Source organism: Nonomuraea terrae (genome assembly GCF_004348995.1).
Lineage (GTDB): Bacteria > Actinomycetota > Actinomycetes > Streptosporangiales > Streptosporangiaceae > Nonomuraea > Nonomuraea terrae.
This window is the reverse complement of the sequence record NZ_SMKQ01000201.1, coordinates 1-16,509: the sequence shown is the minus strand read 5'-3', so window position 1 is coordinate 16,509 and position 16,509 is coordinate 1. Positions and strand designations below refer to the sequence as shown.

Below are 16,509 nucleotides of genomic sequence, written 5' to 3'. Positions count from 1 at the left end.
CAGCGCGGTCAGTTCCGTATCCCAGGACACGACAAGATCGTAGGTCAGAGCGCATGTCACGCACTGACGATGAAGCAACTACATCCCGTGGCGGAGCCAAACGAATCAAGATCTACGGATGTAGTACCGGCGTCCTCCATGAGCTCGGGAGGAGTCGGCTTGACGACTTTTCGTTCTCTGACCCCCTCAGATGAAGGATGATCAGGATCACTTCCGCGTAGGGGACCATTCAAGGTGCATCGCCTCCCACGACTGGCTTGAGTCTCTTCCCGAGGCCCCCACCCGGCATAACCTCTTGTATCATCGTGCCATTGCGGATTACAGCTTGCCGTGAACGGGTCGCAAAGAGGGCCCAATCGGTCGGACGGGAAGTGCCTGATCGGTGAACGAGTCGTCCATCGCAGCCGGCGATCTCCGGGTTCGCGAGCATCTGGCCAACGAGCGCACCTACCTCGCCTGGCTGCGGACGAGCTTGGCCATGATGGCCTTCGGTCTGGGAGCGGCGAAGTTCGGCTCAGACAACGAGGTCTACGCATTTGCCGCAGGCGGCGTGCTCGTATGCGCGGCAATCGCTGGCTTTGGCTACGCCACCGTCCGTTACCGTGCGTTGAATCAGGAAATCACGCGGGGCCGCGTCGTCATCGGAGCCAGCACTCATGGCCCAATCGCTGCGGCCATGGTCCTCGTGCTCGCAGCCTTCATCGCATTGGTACTGCTCGTTCGCTGATACATCATCCAGCACTGTCTGCGACAGTCCGTTTCGACGGCGTGGCTGACGGCAGCGTCCACCACCACAGCCACACGTAGGGCACCGTCGGCACCCCTCCACTCACAGCTCCCGGCGGGTGAGCAGGGCGATTGCCACGCCTGAAAAGCGGAAGGTCGGCAGTTCGACCCTGTCCCTGACCACAGCACCTGAACAGCCAGAACGCCCCGAGCCGATCACGGCCGGGGCGTTTTTGATCTCCAGTGACAGCAACGCTGACAGCAACGGCCTGTTGGAGTGCTGGCAGGGACGGCGCGGCCACGGACGGCGGCGCCAGAGAAATTCGCCATGGACGGCGGCACCACGCTGGTCAGCGTGACCGGCATGGTCGGTCGGCCAGCCTTGGCCTGCGCGGACGTGTCGAGCACGAGCCGGGGCGCGCATGGACGGTTGCCTGGGCTCGTCCATGCCGTCACCGGTCGCGCGCGGGGGCGCGCCAGCGCGTCGTCAGGTGCAGGAGGCCGCGGCGGCGAGGACTTCGACGCCGCGCAGCGGGGCCGCCTGCTCGTCGGTAAGAGCATGGCGCTCCTGCAGTTCGGCGACGTCGCCGTGGCTGATCCGGGTGCCGCCGGACGCGTCCTGCCAGATGAGGATCTTCATCGGCAGGTCGAGGGCGAGCAGCGGAGAGGCGATCATGAGCGGGGTGCCCGTCACCGGATTGCCGAAGATGACAACCTTGGCCGGGGGCATGCTCAGCCCGGCGTCCGCCGCGGCGGCGTCGTGCTCGATGACGGTGAAGAGCTTCAGCCCCTTGGCCGCGATCAGTCCCTTGAGCCGTTCCAGCGTCTCGGTCACGGAACCGGCCGAGTCACGCGTGGCGATCTTCATGTCAGCACCTCCTCGCCGTGCCGTACGCCGCGATCCGCCCGGTCACAACGCTGAGGCAGCGGCCTCTTCCTCACTGTGCCACCCGGGCCGCACCGGTTGCAGCCACGCCCTAGTCAACCGTTAGGGTCAGGAGATGGGCTGGTCTCTCATGATAGGTCGGACCAGGCCATAATTTCGGAATATGCCATCCATCTCCACAGCCTCGCCTTGAAGAACGGGCCGGATCTTGCTGGCGGTAGCCCCTTCCGTCACGGCTCATTACATGAAGTGATGGCTGTGTGGAGCGAATGATCAGACTGCGCTGTAACAGGAGTCTCTTCGTGGAGTCCCTTGCGCAGCAGAGACAGGGACTCCCGGAGTAGTTGACCGGTAGAGTCTCTGTCTCGTATTCGATCGCGGGTGTGCTGGAGGCGTTGGTGCAGTGGGAGAAGACCCAAGGCTCGACCCAGCGCTCTAGGACCTCGGGATCGAGATGTCGCCGCTGCCGGCGGCGGATCGGCGAGAGTGTCCAGCCCGACGATGAGACGGGCTTGCCTGATGGCCTGGTCGAGAGGGCGCGAAGTCGGCAGGATCGGGGTCTTCCGGATAGACCCAGTCGCCGACGGCGTAGTTCCAGACGACTCGGTCGGAGGGGAGGCCCTTGCGGATCAGCCAGGCGTTGCTGACCGTGCCGTGGAGGAAATCACGGTAGGGCTCGATGCGGACGCGAGAGGTGGCCTCCAGAGGATTGTCCGAGGGCGGCCCCGTGACCGTGTAAAGGTCGACGGTCACCCCGGGCGGGAGCACCTCGGGGGCCGGTGCCCGTGACGGATCCCAGGTGACATGAACGTCGTCGGACGGTGGCTTGCCGTTGATCTCGAACAGTTGCAGGTCCTCGGCGTCCAGGACGAGCGAGGCGGAGAATTCGGCGTCCGGGTCGTCGTGGTGCAGGTCGAGTGCTTTGCCGCCGGTGACGGCGTCGGCGAGGCGTTGCCGGGCGGCGGAGTCGCTGGCCGCCGGGATGGTGAGGATGCCTCTGATCGTGGCGAAGTAGCTGTACTCCGTCTCCGGATGATCCAGCGAGATGGCAACCCCACACCGCTGGGCGACGCGATCGCACACTATGGGCGGATCTTCAAGACGTTGCACATCCTCACCTACGCAGTTGAGGAGCCCTACCGGCGTGACATCAAAGGCATCCGCAACCTGCAGGAGTCCCGGCATGCCCTGGCCGGGAAGATCTTCCACGGCAGGAAGGGCGAGATCTACCAGCGCTACCACAAGGGCATGGAAGAGCAACTCGGCGCGCTCGGCCTCGTTCTGAATTGCGTCACGCTGTGGAACACCTTCTACATGGACAAGGCATTGGACCAGCTCAAGGCTGAGCGATACCCGCTGGGCGAGGAGGACGTCGCCCGGCTGTCGCCCTTCGTCCGCCGGCACATCAACGTGATCGGCACCTACTCCTTCACCCAGCCCGACCTCGGCCCGACCGGCATGCGGCAGCTCCGGGATCCTGACGAGCCGGACTGGGACGACGACGGCCTATAGAGGGCATTTAGCGGAGCGGGGCCCTGGGGGGACCCCGCAACGGGACCGTTTCGTTCGGTGAGCGCATTTCCGCAGGTGCACCGTACGAGGCGTGCTCGGAGGCGTTGGCGTACGTTCCGGTGCCGACGCACGCAGGTTGCTACCGTACGGCCTGGTAGGCCTCCAGCCGATCGGCCAGCTCCCTGGGGCGGCTGAGGGCGATGGCGTGGCCGCCGTCGATCTCGTCCGGGGCGATGCCGAGGCGTTGTCCGACGATCTGGCGCATGAACTCTGCAGGGAAGAAGCGGTCGTCGCGGCAGAGCAGGAATTTCGTCGGCACCGCGGGCCACGCTTGAAGCGGCCATGGGTGCAGGAAGGGTGTGGCGGACTGATGACGGCGCCGCTTGATCACCTCTGCCGCCAGGTCGGGTGGCACGTCGTGGAGGAAAAGGGCGATCTCGTCGTCGGGTGCCCGTCCATCGCGTTTGTCCTGCTCATGTCGGGCCTTTTCCCAGCCGGTGTTGGCCCACCACTGGCCGGGCGACTCACCCGGCGAGGGGATCATCGCTGTCAGCAGCACCAGCAGATCGACCGGGACCCGATCGCACACCAGAGGAGCGGTGAATCCGCCGAAAGACTGGGCGACCACGACAAGGTCGGTGCGGTCCCCGATGGCGTCGATCACCACGTCGGTGTACTCGGCCAGCCCGGCCGAGTCATCGTCGCAGGGCAGATCGGGCGCGATTACGTCGTGGCCGCGCGCACGCAGTTCGGCGTTCAGCAGATGCCAGTACCAGGAGTCGGACGCGGCGCCGGGGATCAATACATAGGTGGTCATGATGAGCTGCTCTCCTGATAGTGATGACACTGACTTCCGGTCCCCCTTGTCACAGTCGGCCCCGACGTTCGAAATCCCGCATGCTGGTGCCACCGGGCAGTCGTGTCTGGAAATCCAGAACCCCGACCCAGGCTGGCCGCACGGCGATGCGGACCATCTTCGTATCAGGGTGATCGACTTCCGCCAGTTGGGCGGCGGCCTGCTCCTGCCCGCCGTAGCGGCGCAGGGCCAGCGCGTACTCCGGTACGATCCCTGCGACATCGGTGACAGAGGCCCGCCCACGGATCAGCAGCGCCTGCGGCGGGGTGGAGGCGACGTCGATGGTGATGGCGACGTCGGGCCTGGCCCGCAGGGCGCGAACCTTGGCACCCCCGAACGTCGAGAGCACCACCTCAGTCCCGGTCCAGTGAAACAACATCGGGAAGACACGCGGCGTGCCGTCCGCCGCGACATACGCCACTCGCGCCAGCTCCTTGGAGACCAGCAGACGCTGGGCCACGTCACTGCCCAGCAGGCCGACATCACCTTGCGGCAGCGCCATCACATCGTCGCGATTCCCGGTTCCCATCAACAACTCCTCACCGTCGCCGACCGCGCGTATCGCGGCCGTCCCCTGTTGAGACGGTTAGGCGGCCGAAAAGGAATCACCGCCCAGGGCGACGATCGAGCACAGGGATGTCCGGGAGCTCGGACAGCGTCAGCGGCAGATCGAACGCAGGGAACACGCGCGGCTCGAAGGCGGTGATCTCGGCGATCTTCCCGTCCTCGACCCGCAGCACGTTGAGCACCTGAGCCCGGTACTCCCGGTCTCCCGGCACCCGGACGTACCCCGCCACCGCCGGCTGCCGGTTCGCCCGGGTCGGCACGCTCCGCCACTGTGCCCGGTACAGCGGCGAGTCGGGCCCGAGGGCATGGGCGGCGAAGTCCGTGACCGCCTGGCGGCCGGAGAACCAGAACGGAAGCGGAGGCATCGTCATCCGCACGTCTTCACTCAGCAACTGTGCGAGCGCAGCGGTGTCCGCCTGCTCGTGGGCGTCCATGAAGCGCTGCAGCAAGGCCCGCTCCTGCGCGGTGGCGGGCGTTGACGCCGCCCACTCCTCCCGACGCTGCGGGAGGTGCATCTTCAGGGTCGGCCGCGCCCGCTGCAGAGCGCTCTTCACCGAGGCGACGCTCATCCCCAGCGCCGCGGAGGACTCCTTGGCCGACCAGCCGAGCACGTCTCGAAGGATCAGCACCGCACGTTGCCGGGGAGGCAGGTGATGGATAGCGACCAGGAACGCCAGTTCGATGGTCTCCTTGCTGACCGCGGCGGCGTCCGGCTCTATGTCGTCTGGTGCCATCGGCTCCAGCAGCCGATCCGGGTAGGGCTGGAGCCATCGGATCTCATCCGGCGGCGCCTCGCCCCTATCGCCTACCCGGGCGGTCTCCCGTGGGAGCGGATGGCGCGGGTGCCGGTCGAGGAAGTCGAGACAGGCGTTCGTCGCGATCCGGTAGAGCCACGCGCGGAATGTGGAACGACCCTGGAAGGTCTCGCGTTTGCGCCACGCCCGCAGGAATGTTTCCTGTACCAGATCTTCGGACTCCTCGAACGAGCCGACCATCCGGTAGCAATGCACCTGCAACTCTCGCCGATACTGCTCGACAAGCCCGCCGAAGGCCGACTCGTCAGCGTTCTGGGCGGTAGCGCTGGTTACGGCTTCACCGGCGCGGCTGACTCCATCCCCTTCGGCTTCTCCGAGCTGCCGCTTCGGGCTGCGGCTACTCATGCTGTCGCCCCGGCCCCTGCTGGCTGCGGCGACGGTATCGGAGAGGTAGCGGTGCAGGGATGTCTTGGGGATGCCGGTCTTGGCCGCGATCTGGCCGAGGGAGTCGCCCTGGGTTTTGAGCAACTGGGCATATTCGATCTTGTCGGCGGGGTGGGCGATAGGCCGGCCAACGTGTCGGCCGCCCGCTTCGGCGACGGCGCGGGCGTGGGCGGCGCGCTCGGCGGTGAAGGTCCGTTCCATCTCGGCGAACAACGCGAGCAGCAGGAAAGCGATGCGGCCCATACCCTCGTCGGCGGTGTTGATGGGGAGCGGGTCGGCCAGCGAGCGCACGCCGATGCCGCGCTCGGACAGTTCGTTCACGAGGTTCAAAACCTCACGGAGGTTACGGCCGATCCGGTCCAGAGCATGGACAACGACCGTGTCGCCAGCACGCGCGTAAGCCAGGAGCCGATCGAGGCCGTCTCGGTCGACGGTGGTTCCGGTCTTCTTGTCGACGAAGATCCGCTCGTCCGGGATGCCGGCGGCGGCCAGAGCGTCGAGCTGACGATCGAGGGACTGTTTGGTGGTGGAGACGCGGGCGTAGCCGAGTTCAAGTCCCCCCTGGGGGTGATCGCTACCAGTTCCCACTCCGAAATCGTACCGAAAGTCGGCTTCGTACATACCTTCTGGAACAGTTGTTGTGGGACGAACTCTGGAACGAACGGTGTCCGTCGGTGTCCGATTCTCACGGGATGGGTGATGTACGGTCGCGGTCGTTCCGCTTCCTAGGAAGTGGAACGATCAGCATCCCTCGCGTGCTCTTCCTGTGCGGATACGCTTCGACGAGGCGCATCCGAACGAAAAGTCACGGTAAGCCGCTCTACGGAGTCCGCTTAGCGGGACTTTTCGTTCCAATGCTCGTCAGCCCCCGAGACCTACGCCAGGGCGGTGATGAGGCCGATCGCGAGGGCCGTGCGCTCGGGGATGTGCTCGACCAGCACGTGCTCGTGCCGCGCGTGCGCCCCGTCGCCGACGGCGCCGAGGCCGTCCAGCACCGGCCGGCCCAGCGCCGAGACGAAGTTCCCGTCGCTGGCGCCGCCGACCGCGGTCTCCTCCAGCTGCCACCCGAACCCGGAGGCCACCGCCTGCGCCTCCTTGAACAGCCGCTGCGAGGGGGCGTTCGGGACCATGGGCGGCCGGTTCCACTCGCCGGTCGCGGCGACCGTCACGCGCGGGTCGGAGGCCCGCAGCCCCGCGAACACCTCGTCGATCCGCGCCATCTCCGCCGGGTCGCCGACCCGCACGTCCACGCCGCAGGTCGCGCGCCCCGCGGCCACGTTGCGCCCGGTGCCGCCGTTGATCAGGCCGACGTTCACGGTCGTGCCGCGCTCACGCGAGCCGGCCCCGGCCAGCGTGGTGACGATCTCGGCGAGGGCGTGGATCGCGTTCGCCCCCGCGTACGGGTCGAGCCCCGCGTGCGCCTCGACCCCGGTGACCGTCACGTTGAACAGCCCCACGCCCTTGCGCGCCGTCTTGACCGCCCCGTCGAGCGACGCCTCGAAGACCAGCGTGGCCAGGGCGTCCTCGCTGGCCGCCTCGATGAACTCGCGCGAGGCCGGGCTGCCGATCTCCTCGTCGCCGTTGAACAGGAACCGCACGCTCGGATGGGGAAGCCCCAGCTCGCGCAGCCCGCGCAGCGCCCAGACCGCCTGGACGAGCCCCGTCTTCATGTCGAACACGCCCGGCCCCGTGACCTTGTCGTCCATGATCGCGAACGGCCAGCTCGTGAGCGTGCCCGTCGGCCAGACGGTGTCGTAGTGGCTGAGCATCAGCACCGTGCCGGGCGCGGTGCCCCGGTAGGTCAGCTCCAGGACGTCGCCGTGCTGGCCGCCCTCGTGCAGGATCTCGTCGTCAGGAGTCCCGAGATGGCCCACCACCCGCGCGCGGATCGCGCGCAGCCCCTTGACCAACATGGCCTTGTCGTAGCTGTGGGTCTCCAGCTCCACCACGGCCCTGAGGTCGTCGAGCATGGACGGCAGGGCCTGCCGGGTCCAGTCGGTGATCAGCACGAGAATCCTTTCTAGGGGACGGGCGCGCCGGGCCCGAGCGGGACGCCCAGGGCCCAGAACGCGAAGAACAGCAACGTCCAGACGACGAGCAGGGTGAACGCGAGCGGGATGGTCATCGAGGCCAGCGTGCCGATGCCGGCCGAGCGCCGGTAGCGCTGCAGGAAGCCCAGCGCCATCACGAAGTACGGGCTCATCGGCGTGATCGCGTTCGTGCAGGAGTCGGCGATCCGGTAGAGCGCCTGGGTGTACTCGGGCGGGATGTCCAGCAACATCAGCATCGGCACGAACACCGGCCCGACCAGCGCCCACTGCGCCGACCCGCTGGTCACCACCAGGTTGATCACGGTGACCACGAGCAGGATGCCGAGGAACACCACGGGCCCGCTCACCCCGGCCGAGCGCAGCAGACCGGCCCCGTCGATGGCGAGGATCTCGCCGATGCCGGTCCACCGGAAGTACGCCAGGAACTGCGAGATGGCGAAGAACAGCACGAGGATCGGCGCCATCTCGCGGAACCCGTGCGCCATGAAGGCGGGGATGTCCCGGCTGCCGCCGATCGTCCCGGCCGCCTTCCCGTACGCCCAGCCGGCGGCCAGGAACGCGAGCCCGAGGAAGATCGCGATCGAGGTGAGCAGCGGCGACTGCACGATCCCGCCGTCCTCGCCACGCAGCGGCGACCCGGAGGGCAGCACGGCCGCCACGATCGCGGCGGCGAGCACCACGAGCGTGATCAGCGCGGCCTTCAACCCCTTGCGCTCCCCGTCGCCGAGCGTCAGCGAGCCCAGGTCGTCGTCGGGGGCGTCGGGATCGACCGGCATGGTCTCGACCCGGCGCGCCAGCACCCGCTCGGTCACGAGGGTGATCGCGGCGGCCAGCAGGAACGACGACGCGATCGAGAAGTAGTAGTTGGCCACCGGCGTGACGACGTAGGACGGGTCGATGGTGTGCGCGGCGGCCGTCGTCAGCCCGGACAGCACGGCGTCCGCCGGCGTGATCAGCGGGCTGGCGTCGTAGCCGGCCGAGATGGACACGAACGCCACCACGATGCCGAGGATCGGGCTGCGCCCCACCGCGCGGAACGCCAGCGCGCCGAGCGGGATGAGCACGACGTACGCGGCGTCGGAGGCCACGTGCGCGACCATCCCGGTGAACGCCAGCGCGAACGTCACCCACTTCGGCGACACCTTCGACACCCCGGACCGCAGCACCGCGGCCAGCAGCCCCGAGCGCTCGGCCACCGCGACGCCGAGCATGACGACCAGGATCGTGCCGAGCGGCGGGAACGACGTGTAGTTCTCGATCGCGTCGCCGACCATCATCCGCACGCCCTCGACCGAGAGCAGGTTCTTGGCCACGACGGTCTCGCCGCTCGCCGGGTTGACCGCCGACACCCCCGCCGCGGAGAGCCCCCAGCTCACCAGCGCCAGCAGCGCGCTCAGCACCACGAACAGCCAGAACGGATGTGGCAGTTTGTTGCCGAGTCGTTCGATGCCGCCGAGCACCCTGAGCAGCGCGCCGAGCGAACGGGACTCCGCCACCGGCTCGGACGTCATCACCGCGCCGCCTCCTTCCCGCATTTCGGTCAAACATTACATGCGGTAAGGAAGCAGTTGACAAATCGGCGCCAAGAAATCACGCAGGGGCGATGGACGACTCCCTGAGCGGCAGGCGCACCTCGAACCACGTGTCGCCCGGCACCGAGCGCACCTTGATCTCCCCGCCGTGCCGCCCCGCCACGATCCGGTACGAGATGTCGAGGCCGAGCCCCGTGCCCTCGCCCACGGTCTTGGTGGTGAAGAACGGCTCGAAGATCCGGTCCTTGATCGCTTCCGGCACGCCGTGGCCCGTGTCGCCGATCTCCACGATCGCCTCGTCGGCGTCGTGCGCGGTGCGGATGGTGAGCGTGCCCTCCGCGCCCATCGCGTCGAGCGCGTTGTGGATGAGGTTGGTCCACACCTGGTTGAGCTCGCCCGCGTAGCACGGGATGGACGGCAGCGTGCGGTCGTACTCGGTGACCACGCTGATGCCCGGCGGGATCTTCCCACGGAAGATCGCGATCGTGCTGTCGAGCAGCTCGTGCACGTCGATCTGCTGGAACGGCGCCCGGTCCATCTGGGAGTACTGCTTGGCCGACCGGATCAGCGTCGTGATGCGGTCGGTCGCGTCGGTCACCTCGTTGAGCATCTGCGCGATCTCGACGGCCTTGGTCAGCCAGTTGAGCGACCCCACGATGTGCCGCTCGCCGAGCCTCTCGCGGATCTCCTCCAGATGCTCACGGGTGAACCCGGCCGTGACCAGCGGCGGCGCCAGGTCCCACGCGTTCTCGACGCCCAGCTCCTCCAGCGCCTCGCCGAGCTCGTCCTCGGCGTCGGCGATCTCCAGCGGCGAGCGTTTCGGCTGCGTGGCCAGGCCGCCCGTGCACGCCTCCTGCACCTGGATCAGCGCGCGCAGCCGCTCGGGCGGGATGCCGTCCTCGGCCAGCTGGGCGAGCTGCCGGCGTGCGCCCCTGACCAGCGAGCGTAGCTCGCCCACCGCGCGCACGGCCGCCGCCGCGGGGTTGTTCAGCTCGTGGGTCAATCCGGCCGTGATCGTGCCGAGCGCCGTCAGCCGCTGCCGCCGGTCGATGATCTCCCGCTGCATGCGGCCACCCGACATCAGCCCGTCGAGCAGGTGCATCCCCATCGGGAACCACTCGGCGACGATGTAGCCGAACTTCCGCGCGGGCAGCATGAACACCCGCGACGGCGCGGTGGCGCGCAGCGTGTGCTGGTAGGTCTGCGGCGCCCGGTCGCCGAGATAGGCGGCGGTGGCGCCGCCGTAGACGCCGGGCTGCGAGGTGCGCGGCATCGCGACGGTGCCGGCGGCGACCGTCTCGCTGATCATCTGCACCTCGCCCTCGATGAGCACCGCGAAGCACTCGGCCGGTTCGCCCTGCCGGACGATGTCCTCGTCCTGCGCGTACGTCTGCACCCGGCCGCTGCGGGCCAGCGTGGTGAGCTGCTCGTCGGTCAGCCGCTCGAAGAGGAAGAGCTTGCGCAGCTCGTCGATGCCGATCTGGGTCTCGGTCTCGCTCATTGTTTCTCCAAGTACCGGTGCACCAGCGAGACGGCCATGGCGCCCTCGCCGACGGCCGAGGCCACCCGCTTGATGGATTCGGCGCGTACGTCGCCCGCGGCCAGCACCCCGGGCACGTTCGTCTCCAGGTAGTACGGCTCGCGCCGCAGCGGCCAGTTGCGCGGCCGCTGCCCGCTCTGCACCAGGTCGGGGCCGGTCAGGATGAACCCGCGGGCGTCCCGCTCGACGGTGTCGTCCAGCCACGACGTGTACGGCTCGGCCCCGATGAAGACGAAGAGCCACTGCGCGGGGACCGTGCGCTCCTCGCCCTTCGTGGCCAGCGTCAGCTCCTGCAGGTGGTCGTCGCCGGAGCCGGCGACGACCTGGGTCTGCGCGTGCACCTCGACGTTGGGCAGCGCCGTGAGCTGCTCGATGAGGTAGTGGGACATGGACTTCTCCAGCCCCTCGCCCCGCACCAGCAGGTGGACCTTGCTCGCGTACTGCGACAGGTGGACCGCCGCCTGGCCGGCCGAGTTGGCCGCGCCCACGATGTAGACCTCGGAGTCCTGGCACGACGGCGCCTCGGTCATGGCGGCGCCGTAGAAGACGCCCCGGCCGACGAAGTCGTCCAGGCCGGGCGCCTGCAGCCGGCGGTAGGTGACGCCGGTCGCCAGGATGACCGCGTGCGCCGCGATCTCGCCGCCGTCCTTGAACCCGACCACGCGCGCCTGGCCGCGCGGCTCCAGGCTGACCACCTTGCGCGCGGTCAGCAGCTCGGCCCCGAACTTCAGCGCCTGCCGCCGCGCCCGGTCGGCGAGCTGCTGGCCGGAGACGCCGTCCGGAAAGCCCAGGTAGTTCTCGATCCGCGAGCTCTGCCCGGCCTGGCCGCCCGACGAGTACGCCTCCACCAGCACCGTCTTGAGCCCCTCGGAGGCGCCGTAGACGGCCGCGCCGAGCCCGGCGGGGCCGCCGCCCACCACGATCAGGTCGTAGAAGTCGGTGGCCGGAGTCGTGGACAGGCCCACCGCCGTGGCCAGCGTCGCCTGGTCGGGCGACTCCAGAGTCACGCCGTCGGGCATCACCACCAGCGGCAGGTGACACCCCTCGCCCGCCGCCTTCACCAGCTGCGCGCCCTCGGGATCCTCGGCCAGCATCCACTGGTACGGCACGTGGTTGCGGGACAGGAAGTCGCGCACCCGGTACGACTGCGCCGACCACCGGTCGCCCACCACCCGTAGCTCGGTCCGCTCCACCCGGTCGGTGCGCATCCAGGCGTCGAGCTGGTTGTCGATCACCGGATAGAACTTCTCCTCCGGCGGATCCCACGGCTTGAGCAGATAGTGATCGAGATCCACCACGTTGATCGCCTGGATCGCCGCGTCCGTGTCGGCGTAGGCGGTCAGCAGCACCCGGCGGGCGTACGGGTAGAGGTCCATGGCGGCCTCCAGGAACTGCACGCCGTTCATCTGCGGCATCCGGTAGTCGGCCAGGATCGCCGCCACGTCGTCGCCCCGCAGCCTCATCTCCTTGACCGCGCCGATGCCGTCCGCGGCCGTTTCGGCGCGGACGATGCGGTACTGCTGCCCGTAGCGCCGTCTGAGGTCGCGGGCGACGGCCCGCGAGACGCCCGGATCGTCATCGACCGTCACGATGACCGGCTTTTCCATGACCCTCGCCCCTTCGATGGCTCCTAAGGGAAGGATGTCATGTGCGTGGGTATGCGGCGGACGGCCACCCGGAGCCTGGCCGGGTCAGGCGATGACCCGGCTCTCGCCGCCGTCCACCAGCAGGGACACGCCGTTCACGAACGACGCCCGCTCGCTGGCCAGGAACGCCACCACGTCGCCGATCTCCTCGGGCCGCCCGACGCGGCCGACCGGCACCTCCTCGCCGCGGCGGCGCAGCGCCTCCTCGTCGCCCATGAGCTGCCGCAGCCGGTCGGTCTCGATGGGGCCCGGCAGCACGTTGTTGACCAGCACGCCGTCGCCGCCCACCTCGCGGGCCAGCGTGCGCACGACGCCGGCCACGGCCGAGCGGGTGGCGTTGGACAGCAGCAGGCCGTCGATCGCCTCGCGGACCGACCGGCTGGTGATGGTGACGATCCGCCCCCAGCCGCGCGAGCGCATCTCCGGCAGGACCGCGTGGATCAGGCGTACGGTGCCCAGCAGGTTGCGCTGGACGGCGACGTCCCAGTCGTCGAGCCCGACCTGGTCGAAGCGGCCGGCCGGGGGGCCGCCCGCGTTGGCCACCAGGATGTCGACCGGCCCGAGCACGTCGCGGGTCTCCTCGACCACCCGGCGCGCGGCGGACGGATCCTCCACGTCGGCCAGCACGGCGTGCACGACCTTGCCGAACTCCTGCAGCTCCACCACCGCGTCGGCGAGCCGCTCCGGGTCGCGGGCGCTGACACAGACGTCGCAGCCCTCCCGCGCGAGGCTCTTGGCGGCGGCGAGTCCGATGCCCGCGCTCCCTCCGGTGACGAGAGCGACCTTGCCCGAGATACCGAGATCCATACGGGCGACTATAGATCGCCTCCGCGCCGGAGGTCAGGCGGGCTTCACGCGGGTCAGCTTGTCCGGGTTGAGCAGACCGTAGACGGCGCTGATCAGCCCGTCGCGGAACTCCAGCACCACGAGCTGGTGCTGGTCGCCGACGCGCACCCAGATCGCCGGCTCGCCGTTGACGTGGACCAGCCGAGGATCGGCGAAGTGATAGCGGGCGGCGAGCCCGGCCAGGAACGCCAGCACCTTGCGCCGCCCGGAGACCGGCCGCAGCGCCGCCCTGACCCGGCCGCCGCCGTCGGTGTAGGCCACGACGTCCTCGTGGAACAGGTCGGTGAGCGCCGACAGGTCGCCGCCCGTGGCCGCCTCCATGAACCTGCCCAGCAGCCTGGCGTGCTCCTCGCTCGACGGCCGGAACCGGTCGCGCCCCGCGGCCAGGCGGCCGGAGGCCCGGTGGTGCAGCTGCCGGCAGTTGGCCACGGTCGTGCCGACGATCTCCGCGATCTCGTCGTACGGCAGCTCGAACGCCTCCCGCAGCACGAACACCGCCCGCTCCGGCGGCGACAGCCGTTCCATCAGGTGCAGCGTCGCGTACGAGACCGTGTCGCGCAGCTCGGCCGTGTCCAGCGGCCCGGCCTCCGCCGTCATGACCGGCTCGGGCAGCCAGGGCCCGGTGTACGCCTCACGCTTGACCCGCGCGGAGCGCAGCTGGTCCAGTGCCAGCCGCGACACCACCGTCACCAGGAACGCCCGCGGCTCCCTGACCTGGCTCCGGTCCGTGCCCTGCCAGCGCAGCCACGCCTCCTGCACGACGTCCTCGGCGTCCCACATGCTGCCGAGCAGCCGGTACGCCAGCCCCAGCAACATCGGACGGTGCTCCTCGAAGTCCACGTCCGGCATCATGCCCCCTCATCGTGCGAGCCGCGCGTCGCCTCCTGGTGATAGGACGCGGCGATCGCGGGAGATGTGACAGTTCGCGGGAACCGTGATGGGCTGGACGCGTGGCGAGAAATCTGATCCTTTCAGGAGGCCCGTTCCACGACTTCGCCGCCACGTCGGCCGCGCTCGCCGAGACGCTCGCCGAGGTGGGGGTCGAATCCGAGATCACCGAGGACATCACGGGCGCGCTCGCCGAGCCGCCCGAGGTCCAGCTGATCACCGTCAACGCGCTGCGCTGGCAGATGACCCAGGACCGCTTCGCCGGCCTGCGCCCGCGCTGGCGCTTCTCCCTGCCGACCGCGGCCCGCACGACTCTGCTCGACCACCTCGACCAGGGCGGCGGGTTGCTGTGCATGCACACGGCGGCCATCTGCTTCGACGACTGGCAGGGCTGGCCGCGCGTGCTGGGCGGCTGCTGGAGCTGGCCCAAGTCCCACCACACGCCGCTGGGCTGGACGGGCGTGCGCGTGCACGGCACTCACCCGGTGGCCGAGGGCCTGCGGGACTTCGACGTGGTGGACGAGGTCTACGGCGACCTCGACGTGCTGCCCGACGTCGAGCCGCTGGCCTCCGCGAACGGCCGGCCGCTGGTGTGGGCGCGTCCGGTGCGGCGGGGGCGGGTGTTCTACGACGCGCTGGGGCACGACACGAGGTCGTACGACAACGAGATCCACCGCACGCTGCTGCGCCGGGCGGCCCTGTGGCTGCTGAAACGGCCGGTCACGGTGCGGGAGTAGCGGCCGCCGACCAGCCGCTCCAGCGGGTCACGTCCACGACGATCACCGGCCCGGCGGGGCGGCGCCCGCGGTACTGCTCGTACTTCGAGGCGAGCACGTCGAGCGCGGCCTCGCGGTCGGGCCCGTCCTCGACGACCCGCGCGGTGCCGTCGGCGCGCGCCCACCACAGGCGCGTCCAGTCGTCCTCGTAGTGGTCGGCCAGCAGGCTGACGGCCGGGTTGTCGCGGACGTTGCGCAGCCGCCGCAGCGCCATGGTGGTCTTGGGCTTGTGGTCGACCGCCGTCACCACGCGCGCGCCCGTCACGGCGAAGGTGACCGGCACCACGTGGGGCCGCCCGCCGGCGTCGGCCGTGGCCAGCCGCGCCACCGGCTGCCCGGCGAACCTCTCCCGTGCCAGCTGAGCGTCCATCACCCTGCCATTGTGCGGGCGCGCTGCGGCCCTGGCCCGCAGGCGCGTCCGGAACGTACAAGAGCGCACGGCCCGAATCCGGGCACGATGAGCGCATGAACGTGAACCTTTCCGTGGTCCCCGCCTTCCTGGCCGGGCACGCGCGGGTGCTGGACCGCCGCCGCTACGACCTGCTCATGGGGGAGGGCGACGCGGCCGGCGTCCTCGCGGCGCTGGAGGGCTATCGCAACGTCGACGGCGGGTACGGCTGGGGCCTGGAGCCCGACCTGCGCTCTCCCGAGAGCCAGCCGGGGGCCGCGCTGCACGCCTTCGAGGTGTTCGACGAGATCGCTCCCGCGACCGCGCCGCAGGCCGCCGCGCTGTGCGACTGGCTGGAGTCGGTGACGCTGCCCGACGGCGGGCTGCCGTTCGCGCTGCCGATCCGTGACACCGCCGCCACCGCGCCCTGGTGGGCGGGCGGCGACCCGACCGTGTCGTCCCTGCAGATCACCTCCGTGTCGGCGGCGGCCGCCCACCGCGTCGCCGCCCACGACCCGGCCGTGGCCGCGCACCCGTGGCTGGAGCGGGCCACCCGCTACTGCCTCGACGCCATCCACGCGATGAAGGAGCCGCCGCACGCGTACGTGCTGGCGTTCGCCGTGCACTTCCTGGACGCGGTCCACGACACGCAGCCCGGCGCCGCCGAGCTGCTCAAACGCCTCGGCGACCACATCCCCGAGGACGGCAGGGTGCGGGTGGAGGGCGGCACCGAGGACGAGGCGCTGCGCCCGCTCGACTTCGCGCCCTACCCCGGCCGGCCCGCCCGCACGCTGTTCGAGCCCGAGGTGATCGCCGCCGACCTCGTCCGCCTGGCGGGGGAGCAGCGCGACGACGGCGGCTGGGCGGTGGACTACGCGCGGATCTCGCCCGCCGGGGCGATGGAGTGGCGCGGCGCCGCGACCGTCAGCGCGGTCAGCGTCCTGCGCGCCAACTCCCTCGTCTGAGAAGCCCCGTAGTACTCCAGAGCTACCTGAAAGGTGCGCTCTCCAGCGGGAGTCGGACTACAGGCGGTGATCCCTACTTTCGATGCCGAGGACTGATCCCCGGCACGGAAGGACCCACCGCTCATGAGGAC

Annotated in this window: 16 protein-coding genes and 1 tRNA gene; 5 read left to right on the top strand and 12 right to left on the bottom strand. The window is 69.6% G+C overall.

Features of this window, described 5'->3' with window-relative positions; all coding sequences use genetic code 11:
* The first annotated feature begins 382 nt into the window (after positions 1-382).
* Together E1286_RS38270 and E1286_RS48435 are read left to right on the top strand one after the other, a co-directional pair.
* The gene (locus E1286_RS38270) at positions 383-727 is read left to right on the top strand and encodes a YidH family protein (RefSeq protein ID WP_187368282.1); all 345 of its coding nucleotides are present in this window, start codon (positions 383-385) and stop codon (positions 725-727) included.
* A 116-nt stretch (positions 728-843) separates the two neighbouring features.
* Positions 844-909 (top strand) — tRNA-Ser (locus E1286_RS48435).
* Between the two features lie 304 nt (positions 910-1,213).
* Here E1286_RS48435 and E1286_RS38265 read toward each other — a convergent pair.
* Together E1286_RS38265 and E1286_RS48430 are read right to left on the bottom strand one after the other, a co-directional pair.
* The gene (locus tag E1286_RS38265) at positions 1,214-1,594 is read right to left on the bottom strand and encodes a DUF302 domain-containing protein (RefSeq protein ID WP_132620700.1); all 381 of its coding nucleotides are present in this window, start codon (positions 1,592-1,594) and stop codon (positions 1,214-1,216) included.
* A gap of 453 nt (positions 1,595-2,047) precedes the next feature.
* Entirely contained in the window at positions 2,048-2,695 is a 648-nt protein-coding gene (locus tag E1286_RS48430) for a hypothetical protein (RefSeq protein ID WP_165970099.1), read from the bottom strand.
* On the opposite strand from E1286_RS48430, the gene E1286_RS38260 reads away from it, so the two are divergent.
* Positions 2,645-3,124 (top strand): Tn3 family transposase, encoded by a 480-nt coding sequence (locus E1286_RS38260; RefSeq protein ID WP_165970098.1) that lies wholly within the window; start codon positions 2,645-2,647, stop codon positions 3,122-3,124. The genes E1286_RS48430 and E1286_RS38260 overlap by 51 nt on opposite strands.
* 139 nt (positions 3,125-3,263) lie before the next feature.
* On the opposite strand, the gene E1286_RS38255 is transcribed toward E1286_RS38260, so the two are convergent.
* The 9 genes from E1286_RS38255 to E1286_RS38210 form a co-directional block, all read right to left on the bottom strand.
* Positions 3,264-3,941: an alpha/beta hydrolase gene (locus E1286_RS38255; protein WP_132620696.1), complete on the bottom strand. Its 678-nt coding sequence runs from the start codon at positions 3,939-3,941 to the stop codon at positions 3,264-3,266.
* A 49-nt stretch (positions 3,942-3,990) separates the two neighbouring features.
* On the bottom strand, positions 3,991-4,509 hold the full coding sequence (locus E1286_RS38250) for a pyridoxamine 5'-phosphate oxidase family protein (protein WP_132620694.1): 519 nt from the start codon (positions 4,507-4,509) through the stop codon (positions 3,991-3,993).
* A 76-nt stretch (positions 4,510-4,585) separates the two neighbouring features.
* On the bottom strand, positions 4,586-6,367 hold the full coding sequence (locus E1286_RS49590; protein ID WP_223190820.1) for an RNA polymerase subunit sigma-70: 1,782 nt from the start codon (positions 6,365-6,367) through the stop codon (positions 4,586-4,588).
* A gap of 254 nt (positions 6,368-6,621) precedes the next feature.
* Positions 6,622-7,755: a M20 family metallopeptidase gene (locus E1286_RS38235; protein ID WP_342776306.1), complete on the bottom strand. Its 1,134-nt coding sequence runs from the start codon at positions 7,753-7,755 to the stop codon at positions 6,622-6,624.
* Positions 7,756-7,766: 11 nt separating this feature from the next.
* A complete protein-coding gene (locus E1286_RS38230) occupies positions 7,767-9,308 on the bottom strand; it encodes an AbgT family transporter (RefSeq protein ID WP_132620692.1) in 1,542 nt (513 codons plus the stop codon).
* A gap of 79 nt (positions 9,309-9,387) precedes the next feature.
* A complete protein-coding gene (locus E1286_RS38225) occupies positions 9,388-10,830 on the bottom strand; it encodes an ATP-binding protein (RefSeq protein ID WP_132620690.1) in 1,443 nt (480 codons plus the stop codon).
* A complete protein-coding gene (locus E1286_RS38220) occupies positions 10,827-12,476 on the bottom strand; it encodes an NAD(P)/FAD-dependent oxidoreductase (protein ID WP_132620688.1) in 1,650 nt (549 codons plus the stop codon). Before E1286_RS38220 ends, E1286_RS38225 begins: the two co-directional genes overlap by 4 nt.
* A gap of 84 nt (positions 12,477-12,560) precedes the next feature.
* Positions 12,561-13,322 carry an SDR family oxidoreductase gene (locus tag E1286_RS38215; RefSeq protein ID WP_132620686.1) on the bottom strand — a complete coding sequence of 254 codons (762 nt, stop codon included), beginning with the start codon at positions 13,320-13,322 and terminating at the stop codon, positions 12,561-12,563.
* 33 nt (positions 13,323-13,355) lie between these two features.
* A complete protein-coding gene (locus E1286_RS38210) occupies positions 13,356-14,213 on the bottom strand; it encodes an RNA polymerase sigma-70 factor (protein WP_223190819.1) in 858 nt (285 codons plus the stop codon).
* 98 nt (positions 14,214-14,311) lie between these two features.
* Between E1286_RS38210 and E1286_RS38205 the strand changes: the two genes are divergently transcribed.
* A complete protein-coding gene (locus tag E1286_RS38205) occupies positions 14,312-14,986 on the top strand; it encodes a ThuA domain-containing protein (RefSeq protein ID WP_132620684.1) in 675 nt (224 codons plus the stop codon).
* Here the strand turns inward: E1286_RS38205 and E1286_RS38200 are convergent.
* Positions 14,970-15,395 carry a TIGR03668 family PPOX class F420-dependent oxidoreductase gene (locus E1286_RS38200; protein WP_132620682.1) on the bottom strand — a complete coding sequence of 142 codons (426 nt, stop codon included), beginning with the start codon at positions 15,393-15,395 and terminating at the stop codon, positions 14,970-14,972. The two genes, E1286_RS38205 and E1286_RS38200, sit on opposite strands and share 17 nt — an antisense overlap.
* Positions 15,396-15,490: 95 nt before the next feature.
* On the opposite strand from E1286_RS38200, the gene E1286_RS38195 reads away from it, so the two are divergent.
* A complete protein-coding gene (locus E1286_RS38195; protein WP_132620680.1) occupies positions 15,491-16,378 on the top strand; it encodes a hypothetical protein in 888 nt (295 codons plus the stop codon).
* Positions 16,379-16,509 lie beyond the last annotated feature (131 nt).